The sequence below is a fragment of the Burkholderia sp. E168m23 genome, from assembly GCF_016586125.1.
Lineage (GTDB): Bacteria > Pseudomonadota > Gammaproteobacteria > Burkholderiales > Burkholderiaceae > Burkholderia > Burkholderia orbicola.
This window is the reverse complement of sequence record NZ_BCPP01000167.1, coordinates 1-9,328: the sequence shown is the minus strand read 5'-3', so window position 1 is coordinate 9,328 and position 9,328 is coordinate 1. Positions and strand designations below refer to the sequence as shown.

Sequence of the window (9,328 nt, the reverse complement as noted above, 5' to 3'; positions counted from 1 at the left end):
ACCGGCTGGACCTGCCGCACGGGGCGTTCGTGTCGGCGGCGGTGAGCTACGACGCGGGCCGCGCGGACGAGAACCGCTTCGACCTGCCGGGCTCCGACTACCTGAAGGGAATGGGGCGGATTCCGGGCTCGGTGCTGGTCGGCGTGCGTGCCGGCGTGACGCTCTTCGATGCGGCGGAGCTGAGCGTCACGATCGATACCCCCGTGACGCATACGTCGCGCGGCGTGTCGGGGCACGTGGATCTCGCGGTGCCGGTGCTCAAGACGTCGCAGCACGAGATCATCGTGACGGGCACCGTGCACGCGGGCTCGGGACGCTACATGCAGACCTTCTACGGCGTGACCGACGCACAGTCGATGACGAGCCGGTTCCGGCCGTATTCGGTGAGCGGCGGGATCGACAGCGCATCGATGGCGGTCGCGTGGAACTGGACGCTGTCGCGGCACTGGTCGGTGCTCGCGACCGGCGGCGTGACGCGGCTGCTCGGCCGCGCCGGCGACAGCCCGATCGTGCAGTCGCGCAGCAACTACTACGGCATCGCGGGCGTGACGTACAAGTTCTGAACGGATTGCGGGGGCGCGAACCGCGTGCGGTAACATGCGCTCGGGTTCGGCGTCAGGCCGGGCTTGCGACGCGGGTGCGCCGGAGCGGCGCGGCCGGCTCGCGAAAGGCAGCCATGCGCTGGCCGGCTCCGTCAGGAAACGGCCGGCAGCGTGCGGAATCGATCACGCATGCGATGCCCGGTCGTGCACGAGTGCCGCACATGGACCGCCGGGCCCGCGACAGGGAGAAACCGATGAAGAACACGATCGCGATGCTCGTTGCACTCGTTGCGAGTGCAACTTTTGCAGGATGTGCGGACATGGACACGAAACACCCCAACGCCACCGCGGGCGGCGCGGCCAGGCCCCCTCTGCAGTCGGGCGCCGCGCAGGCATGCAAGGCGGACGCCGCACCGGACGATGCGCTGGTCGGCAAGACCGAGGCCGATGCGACCGCGCTGCTCGACGGCTGCCTGTGGCGCGTGCTCGAGCGCGACGGCAAGTCGTTGCCGGGCACGATGGACTACCGCGAGGAGCGCCGCAATCTCGGCATTCGCGACGGCAAGGTGATCTGGGTGCGGCGCGGGTGAGGGCCGTGTGACGATTGCGTCACCGGAATCGTCGACGTCGCGCGATCTGCGCGGGTATGTCATGAAGCCCGGCGCGTCGGAACTGCCGCTGACCGCACGGAAATGATCGCCGCGATGCGCGTGCGATCGGACGCGCGTTACTTCGAGATGTACCACAGCGCGTCCGCGCTGGCGCGCGACGGCTGAGCGGCCGCGGCCGGTGCTTGAGCCGGCGCGAGTGGCGGCGTGTTCGACGTGATGGCCGTCGGCAGCGTGGCAGGAATATTCGCGGTCGAAGGCGAGGCCGCCGCCGTTCCCGACGTGGACGGCGTATTCACGTACCACAGCGCATCGGCCGAGGCGGTGCGTTTCGCTGCCGTATTGGCTGCCGTGTTCGTCGCGGCATTCGCTGCCGCACCGGCCGGCTTCCTCGATGGCGGGGCCGATGCGCCGGCCGTCGCCGTGCCGGCCGTCCCGGCCTGCGCGGTCATGCCTGCGGCCGCCGCACTGCGCTGCGCGCGCGCTTCGAACGGCCCGAGCTGGAAGATCAACGTTTGCGCGGGACGCGTCACGACGGCATAGGGAAACTGCAGCTCCCACGACATCAGCACGCGCCCGGCCGACGTCTCGGTGAAGATCGCCGGCACGTGCTTCATGTCGCTGAACTGCACGTAGACGCGCGCACCGTCGTCGAACACCTGGGTCGGCTTGGCCTGATCGGCGCCGGTGACCGTCCATCCGAAATTGTACGTACCGGCCGGGCCGGCGGGGCCCCCCTGCGGCGGCGCCGGCGGCGAGGCCGGCGAGATCGTCCGTGCGCGCGTGACGGGCGGCGCCGACACGCTCAGGCTCGCGAACGGGTTGTACGTCTGCGCCTGTTGCGGCGGCGTGAAGGAGGGTGGAAGGATGGGCATGGGAGTATCCGGCGAATCCGGCATGGTCCGGATTGCATCATAGACCTTGCGCGCATAGGCGAGGCGCTTGTCGGGCGACGCGGAGTTGTACGCGCCGATCGCGTTCCAGTTGGGGCCGAGCTGGCGGATGTTCTGCGACAGGATCCACGCACCGACGTACGCGTTCGTGCACGCATCGAACAGGCTTTCCCGTGTGATGCCTTCGCGGGCGAGCGTCGGCAGCCACGTGCTGTTGATCTGCATCAGCCCGATGTCGACCGTGCCGTTGGTATTCGTGTTGACGGCGTTCGGATTCATCCCCGATTCGACTTGCGCGATGCCGCGCATCAGGGCGACGCTCACGTGCTGGAACGCGGCCGCGTCGTCCAGGCAATCTGCCCGCGCGACGCCGCAGAGCGCGCACGCGAGCGCGATCGTCGAGGCGAAGGGCAGCGAGTGGCGGCCGAACAGGCGAGTGGTATGACGCGGCATGGCAGGATGGGGCGGAATCCGGGCGCCCGGTGCAAGGAAATTACGCAGACGCGAAGTGTGCCATAGCAGCCGGGCAAATGGCTCGCGTCAAACTTTCCTTTGCATTTATCCGCGCGTTCGACGCGCATTTGTATCGCGCCGGATCAGGGTCCGAGGCGTTGCAGGATCGGTAAGAATGGCCGGCATTGGCGCGAATGCCGATGCAATGGCGGCGACCGGAACCTGACGTATTACGTCATTCGCCGGGTGAAACCGGCAATCAAGCGAGCGAAAGAGAAAATCGCGCGCCAGCCGTTCGTGGCGCAAAAGGAAGCGGCAAAAAATCGGCGGCCGAAGCCGCCGTATGTGCAATGCGGGAGTCGACCGGCCACGTGGAGCGCAGTCGGCCGTCTCCGGGTATCGCGATTCGCGATCAGAAGCGGTGACGCAGGCCGAGGTTGACCATCGTCTGCGAGCTCGTGCCCGCATAACCGTACGAGCCGATCGATGCCTGCGCGGCCATCGAGCCGCCGTTGCCGTCGCCGGTCTGGCCGCTTGCGTGCTGATACGCGGCGGTCAGGTAGACGTCGGTGCGCTTCGACAGGCTGTAGTCGGCGCCGGCCGATACCTGGTGATAGGTCGCCGACGTGTCGCCGCCCGAGCGCGTGTAGCTGTAGCCGACACCGACGAGCAGCGCGTTCGTCGCCTGGTAGTTCACGAAGCCTTGCCCCGTGTTGTAGTGCTCGTTCGAGCCGAACACCGAGCTCGCGTCGCGGCGGTATTGCGCATTGCTGTAGCCGACGCCGAACGTGAACGGGCCGGCGACGTACTGGCCCGCGATGCGCGCGATGCCGAACGAGTGCGCGCTGGCATAGCCGCTGTTGATCGGGCCGTCGAACGTGCCGTCCGACGAGCTGGTCCAGCCGTTGCGCACGCCGTTTGACGCGGGGCTGTTGGTCGCGTGGAAGTAGCCGCCGGCGACGCTGAACGGCCCGTTGTTGTACGACACGGCGGCCGAGTACGACTGCGCGGCGCCGGTGCTGCCGGCGATCCCGCCGAACGAATACATCGCCGCGAACTGCAGGCCCGAATAGACGGCCGACGTGTACTTCACCGCGTTGTCGACGCGGAAGCTGTTGTCGTAGTTGTCGACGTCGCCCGGCGTCGCGAACGCGCTGCCCAGGTAGTTGTCGGCGGTGATGCCCTGCACGAGGTCGACGAGCGGGTCGTACTGGCGGCCGAACGTGAGCGTGCCGTAGCGGTCGCTCGTCAGGCCGACGAAGGCCTGACGGCCGAACAGGCGGCCGCCCTGGCCCTGCCGGCCGTTGCTCGGGTCGAAGCCGTTTTCCAGCTGGAACAGTGCCTTCAGCCCGCCGCCGAGATCCTCGGTGCCTTTCACGCCCCAGCGGCTGCCGGCGAGGTTACCCGCGCTGCTGTTGCCGAGCATCCACGCGTTGTCCTTGCCCTGTGCGTGATTCACATAGGTGATCGACGTGTCGATCACGCCATACAGCGTGACGCTCGATTGCGCATGCGCGACGGGCATCGCCGCGAACGACGCGAGCGAAATCAGCGAGAGGGTCGTGCGTTTCATGTCATCTCCTTGGCGCATTGGTGGGGGTTCGTGATCCGGAATGGCAGGAGACTACAGAGCCGCGATAAAACGGCAAAAATGAAATTCTCCGTTGTGGCCTGATGCCGACAGGCGCATTCCCGGAAATTCATTTTTGAGGGATTTGAATTATTGATCGTTGCGTATCAATGGGTTTCTGTTTCGCGTTTTTTTCAGCGCGGTTTGCATGGGGCGTGATAATTCGGCGCGATTTTCGCGTGAATTCCCGCAATCTCAATATTGTTATCGATCCGTCAAATCATTATTTAACGAATCGAATTGGCCGGGCTGGAACGAGTGTGATAACCGCATGCGGTCCGCCATCCGCGGGGCGACACTCACGCGGCTTCGCCATCCTCCGCTTCGCGTCAGCGTCGCCACCGGCGCACCGAAACCGAGGTCGCTATCTTACTTTTGTATATAATAATCATTCTCATTTACAGAATCGTTGACGCTCGCGCACCCGGAACCCGGCCATGTCCGCTGACAAGCTGTCCCTCCATCGAGAAATCGACGCCCTCTATGTCGGCCACCACGCGTGGCTGCGCGGCTGGCTGAGCCGGAAGCTCGGTTGCGCACACCGCGCGGCCGACCTGGCGCACGACACGTTCGTGCGCCTGCTCGCACGCGACGAGCCGATCGGCGCCGACGAGCCGCGTGCGTTCCTGACCACGGTCGCGCAGCGTGTGCTGAGCAACCACTGGCGGCGCGAGCAGATCGAGCGCGCGTATCTCGACGTGCTCGCGCAGCGCCCGGAAGCGGTTGGGCCGTCGCCGGAAGAGCGGGCCGTCATGGTCGAGACGCTGCTCGAGATCGACCGGCTGCTCGACGGCCTGCCGCCCGCGGCGAAGCGTGCGTTCCTGCTCGCACAGCTCGACGGGCTCACGCAGGTCGAGATCGCGCGCCAGCTCGGCGTGTCGCTCGCGACGGTGAAGCGCTATCTCGTGAAGGCCGGCACGCAGTGCTTCTTCGCGATGGCGGCCTGACCGATGGCCGCCCCGGGAGCGCCGGCGGTGCCGCCGCACGTCGCCCGTCGCGCAGTCGAGTGGTGGGTCGACCGGCAGTCCGGCCGCACGGACGACGCGTTCACCGCCGCGCTCGCGCGCTGGCGCGCGGAAGATCCGGCGCACGACGCGGCGTGGCGTCACATCGAAGCGATGCAGGGCCGGTTCGGCCGGCTGGCGGCCGGGCTCGACGCGCAGGCCGCACAGGCCGCGCTGCTGCCGAAGCGGGCCGGCCGCCGCACGGCCGTGAAGACGCTGGCCGTGCTGCTGTTCGCGGGCGGCGCCGCATGGATGGCCGAGCCTTCGCGGCGCGCGACGATCTGGCCGGCGGACCTACGCACGGCGGTCGGGGAGCGGCGCACGGTGACGCTTGCGGATGGCACGGTCGTCGTGCTCGATACCGACACGGCGCTCGACGTGCGCTTCGACGATATGGCGCGGCGCCTGCGCTTGCTGCGCGGCACGATCATGATCACCAGCGGTCACGACGATCGTCTGCCCGCGCGGCCGCTCGTCGTCGCGACCGCGCAGGGCGAGCTGCGACCGCTCGGCACGCGCTTCGCGGTGCGGCAGCGCGACGGCGCGACACGCGTCGAGGTGTTCGCCGGCGCCGTCCAGGTGCAGCCGGTCGATGCGTCGGCCGGCTCGCGCGTGATCGCGGCCGGGACGGGCGCGGATTTCACGCGCGACGCGATCGGGGCGCCTGCGCCGCTCGATCCCTATGCGTCCGCGTGGACGAGCGGCATGCTCGTCGCGTCGCGCATGCGGCTGGCCGATCTCGTTGCCGAGCTCGACCGCTATCGCCGGGGCAACCTGCGCTGCGATCCGGCCGTGGCCGACCTGCGCGTGTCGGGCACCTATCCGCTCGACGATCCGCAGCGCGTGCTCGATACGCTGATGGCGATGCTGCCGATCGACGTCCATTACCTGACGCGTTACTGGGCGACCGTCGTGCCGGCCTATTCGACCCATTCGTGAGCGCGCCGAAAAATTTTTTCGCCGACCTGAGCTGTTTCTCGATCTTCGCGTGACATGGGTAATGAAAGCAGCCCTAGCCCATCGTCCACCGACTCTCCGATCATGGCTTCCATCCGTCTCACGTATCAGCGCCGTCCGGCGCCCGCCCGTCATCTGCCGCGCGCGTCGCGCCCGGCCGCGTCGGGCCGTCTTGCCCGCCGGCTGGCGGGTGCCGTCCTGCTGTCGGCACTGCTGCCGCTGCCCGCGCTGGCCGACACCGACGCCGATGCGGCGCCCGCCACGCAGCGCGCGTCGCGTCGGGCGTTCGACATTCCGGCCGGCCCGCTCGAAGCGGCGCTGAACCGGTTCGGCCGCGACGCGGGCATCCTGCTCGCATTTCCGCCCGAGTTGACGGCCGGTCTCGCGAGCGGCGGCGTGCACGGCCGGTTCGACGTCGACGGCGCGTTCGACCGCCTGCTGGCCGGCACGGGGCTCGTCGCGCTGCGCCAGCCGGGCGGTGGCTACACGCTGATGCGCGCCGATGGCTCGGCGGCCGGCCCTGTGGCGGCCGGCGTCGCGCCAGCCGCCGAGTTGCCGACGATCGACGTGCGCTCCAGCGCCTTGCGCGCCGAAAGCTATCGCGCGCCGAAGGAAGCGGGCGTGCTGCGCTCCGACATTCCGCTGCTCGACACCGCGCAGGCCGTCAACATCGTGCCCGCGCAGGTGCTGCGCGACCAGCGGCCGCGCAATCTCGACGATGCGCTCGGCAACGTGAGCGGCATCACGCAGGGCAACACGCTCGCGGGCACGCAGGACACGATCATGAAGCGCGGCTTCGGCGGCAACCGCGACGGCTCGATCATGCAGAACGGCATGCCGCTCGTGCAGGGCCGCGCGTTCAACGCGGCGACCGACAGCGTCGAGGTGCTGAAGGGGCCGACGTCGTTGCTGTACGGGCTGATGGACCCGGGCGGCGTCGTCAACGTCGTCACCAAGCAGCCGCAGCTCGTGCGCTACAACGTGATCTCGCTCGGCGCGTCGACGTTCGGGCACGGCAAGAACGGCGGCAGCGCGACGTTCGACTCGACCGGGCCGGTCGGCGATTCGCGGCTCGCGTACCGGCTGATCGTCGACCAGTCGAACGAACAGTACTGGCGCAACTTCGGCGAGTACCGGCAGACCTTCGTCGCGCCGTCGCTCGCGTGGTACGGCCGCGATACGCAGGTCGCGGTGTCGTACCAGTACCGCAAGTTCCATTCGCCGTTCGATCGCGGCACCGCGCTCGACCCGCGCACCAATGCGCCGCTCGACATCCCCGCACGGCGGCGCATCGACGAGCCGTTCAACAACATGGACGGCGAATCGCAGCTCGCGCAACTGAGCGTCGATCACCAGTTCAACGCGGACTGGAGCGCGCATTTCGGCTACAGCTACAACCGCGAGACCTACGACGCGAACCAGTTGCGCACGACCGGCGTCGACCCTGTGAAGGGCACGATGACGCGCAGCAACGATGCGACGCACGGCTCGCTCAGCACCGACAGCTACGGGATCGGCTACGTGACCGGCAAGCTGACGCTCGCGGGGATGCGGCACGACGTGCAGGTCGGCTTCGATACCGAATACCGCCGCATCTATCGCAAGGACCTGCTGCGTCAGGCGGTGAAGACGCCGTTCAGTTATATCGATCCGGTGTACGGGCTGCTGCCGCCGTCGAGCACGGTGTCCGCGAGCGACAGCGACCAGACCGACACGCTGCACGATGCATCCGCGTTCTTCCAGGATACGGTCCACCTGACCGACAAGTGGATCGTGTCGGGCGGCCTCCGCTACATCACGTACAACCAGGTGGCGGGGCGCGGCCGGCCGTTCGTCGCGAACACCGATCTCAGCGGCTCGAAGTGGCTGCCGCGCGCGGGCGTCGTCTACAAGTGGACCGATGCGTTCTCGCTGTACGGCAGCTATTCGCAGTCGCTGAAGCCGTCGTCGTCGATCGCGCCGATGACGGGCTACATCATCGACGGCGCGACGCCGCCCGAGGAAGCGACCGCATGGGAAGTGGGCGGCAAGCTCGGCTTGGCCGGCGGGATGACCGGCACGCTCGCGCTGTTCAACATCGACAAGAAGAACGTGCTCGTGTCGCAGTACAACGACGCGACGAAGCTGACCGACTGGCGCACGTCGGGCAAGGCGCGCTCGCGCGGCGTCGAGCTCGACGTCTCCGGCAAGCTCGGCGAGCGCGTGAACGTGATCGCGAGCTACGCGTACATCGACGCGAAGACGACCGAGGACCCGCTGTACGCGGGCAACCAGCTGTGGAACGTCGCGCGTCACACCGCGTCGCTCGCGGCCGTCTACGACTTCGGCACGGTGGCGGGCGGCGACGATCTGCGTATCGGCGCGGACGTGCGTTACGTCGGCGCGCGGCCCGGCGATTCGGCGAACAGCTTCACGCTGCCGTCGTACGTGCTCGCCGACGCGTTCGCGACCTACGACACGCGGATCGGCAAGCAGAAGCTGTCGTTCCAGCTCAACGTGAAGAACCTGTTCAACCGCACGTACTACCCGTCGAGCGCGAACCGCTACTTCGTCGCGGTCGGCGACGCGCGCCAGGTGTCGCTGCTGACCACGCTGCAGTTCTGACCATGCAATCGCCGCGCGGCCTTTGTGTCGGCGCGCGGCTTCGGAGAGGAATCCAGATGAATCTGAAGATGAAGAGCGGTGCGCGCCGCCGCCTGTTGCGCGCGATCGCGGGTTCGGCGCTCGCGTTGTTCGCGGTTGTTGGCGCCGGTGTCTCGGCGTCCGCGTTCGCCGCCGATGCGTCGCCGGCCGTCACGCGCGTCGCGATGCTCGTGCAACTGCACGGCCCGAACCTGAAGGTGGACGAACGCATCGGCCAGCATCTCGGCGAACGCGGCTACGCGGTGCGCCTGATCGACGAGTCGGCCACGCCTGAGGCGGCGCGCGACGCGGATCTCGTCGTGATCTCGTCGACGGTATCGTCGAAGAACGTGCGGCCCGGCTGGCGCATGCTCGACAAGCCGCTCGTGACCTGGGAAAACGACCTGCTCGACGATCTCGCGATGACGGGCAAGCGGCACGACGTCGACTTCGGCGAAACGGGCAAGGAGCGCTACCTGTGGCTCGTCAACGCGCCGCATCCGATCGCGGCCGGGCTGCCGGCCGGCGCGACGAACGCGTACGGCAAGCAGGCGCCGATGAGCTGGGGCAAGCCGGGGCTCGGCGCGATCACGATCGCGACCGTCTACGGTCAACCCGA

General features: G+C 68.1%; 8 protein-coding genes. 6 read left to right on the top strand and 2 right to left on the bottom strand.

Translation table 11 applies throughout. From position 1 onward, the window contains the following. Positions 1 to 563, top strand: a 563-nt coding sequence (locus JMF90_RS11465; protein ID WP_201325115.1) for a MipA/OmpV family protein, incomplete at its 5' end; no start/stop codon positions are given. Between the two features lie 233 nt (positions 564 to 796). Beyond that, positions 797 to 1,132 (top strand): hypothetical protein, encoded by a 336-nt coding sequence (locus JMF90_RS11460; RefSeq protein ID WP_011694254.1) that lies wholly within the window; start codon positions 797 to 799, stop codon positions 1,130 to 1,132. A 137-nt stretch (positions 1,133 to 1,269) separates the two neighbouring features. Here JMF90_RS11460 and JMF90_RS11455 read toward each other — a convergent pair whose 3' ends face one another. Further along, positions 1,270 to 2,496 carry a transglycosylase SLT domain-containing protein gene (locus JMF90_RS11455; RefSeq protein WP_011694255.1) on the bottom strand — a complete coding sequence of 409 codons (1,227 nt, stop codon included), beginning with the start codon at positions 2,494 to 2,496 and terminating at the stop codon, positions 1,270 to 1,272. Between the two features lie 412 nt (positions 2,497 to 2,908). Then, entirely contained in the window at positions 2,909 to 4,069 is a 1,161-nt protein-coding gene (locus JMF90_RS11450; protein ID WP_011545139.1) for a porin, read from the bottom strand. Between the two features lie 494 nt (positions 4,070 to 4,563). Here JMF90_RS11450 and JMF90_RS11445 point away from each other — a divergent pair, with 494 nt between their 5' ends. The 4 genes from JMF90_RS11445 to JMF90_RS11430 all read left to right on the top strand — a co-directional run. Continuing rightward, positions 4,564 to 5,073, top strand: a complete 510-nt coding sequence (locus JMF90_RS11445; RefSeq protein WP_011545141.1) for a sigma-70 family RNA polymerase sigma factor — start codon at positions 4,564 to 4,566, stop codon at positions 5,071 to 5,073. 3 nt (positions 5,074 to 5,076) lie between these two features. Further along, the gene (locus JMF90_RS11440) at positions 5,077 to 6,069 is read left to right on the top strand and encodes a FecR domain-containing protein (protein WP_054927601.1); all 993 of its coding nucleotides are present in this window, start codon (positions 5,077 to 5,079) and stop codon (positions 6,067 to 6,069) included. Between the two features lie 54 nt (positions 6,070 to 6,123). After that, positions 6,124 to 8,691, top strand: coding sequence for a TonB-dependent receptor (locus JMF90_RS11435; protein ID WP_011545143.1), 2,568 nt, complete (start codon positions 6,124 to 6,126; stop codon positions 8,689 to 8,691). 56 nt (positions 8,692 to 8,747) lie between these two features. Further along, on the top strand, positions 8,748 to 9,328 hold a 581-nt coding region (locus JMF90_RS11430), incomplete at its 3' end, for a hypothetical protein (protein WP_201325114.1).

Bases quoted from the DNA above. Each gene is read 5' to 3' on its own strand.
- JMF90_RS11450 (WP_011545139.1), bottom strand. From the start codon at position 4,069: ATGAAACGCACGACCCTCTCGCTGATTTCGCTCGCGTCGTTCGCGGCG.
- JMF90_RS11440 (WP_054927601.1), top strand. From the start codon at position 5,077: ATGGCCGCCCCGGGAGCGCCGGCGGTGCCGCCGCACGTCGCCCGTCGC.
- JMF90_RS11445 (WP_011545141.1), top strand. From the start codon at position 4,564: ATGTCCGCTGACAAGCTGTCCCTCCATCGAGAAATCGACGCCCTCTAT.
- JMF90_RS11455 (WP_011694255.1), bottom strand. From the start codon at position 2,496: ATGCCGCGTCATACCACTCGCCTGTTCGGCCGCCACTCGCTGCCCTTC.
- JMF90_RS11460 (WP_011694254.1), top strand. From the start codon at position 797: ATGAAGAACACGATCGCGATGCTCGTTGCACTCGTTGCGAGTGCAACT.
- JMF90_RS11435 (WP_011545143.1), top strand. From the start codon at position 6,124: ATGGGTAATGAAAGCAGCCCTAGCCCATCGTCCACCGACTCTCCGATC.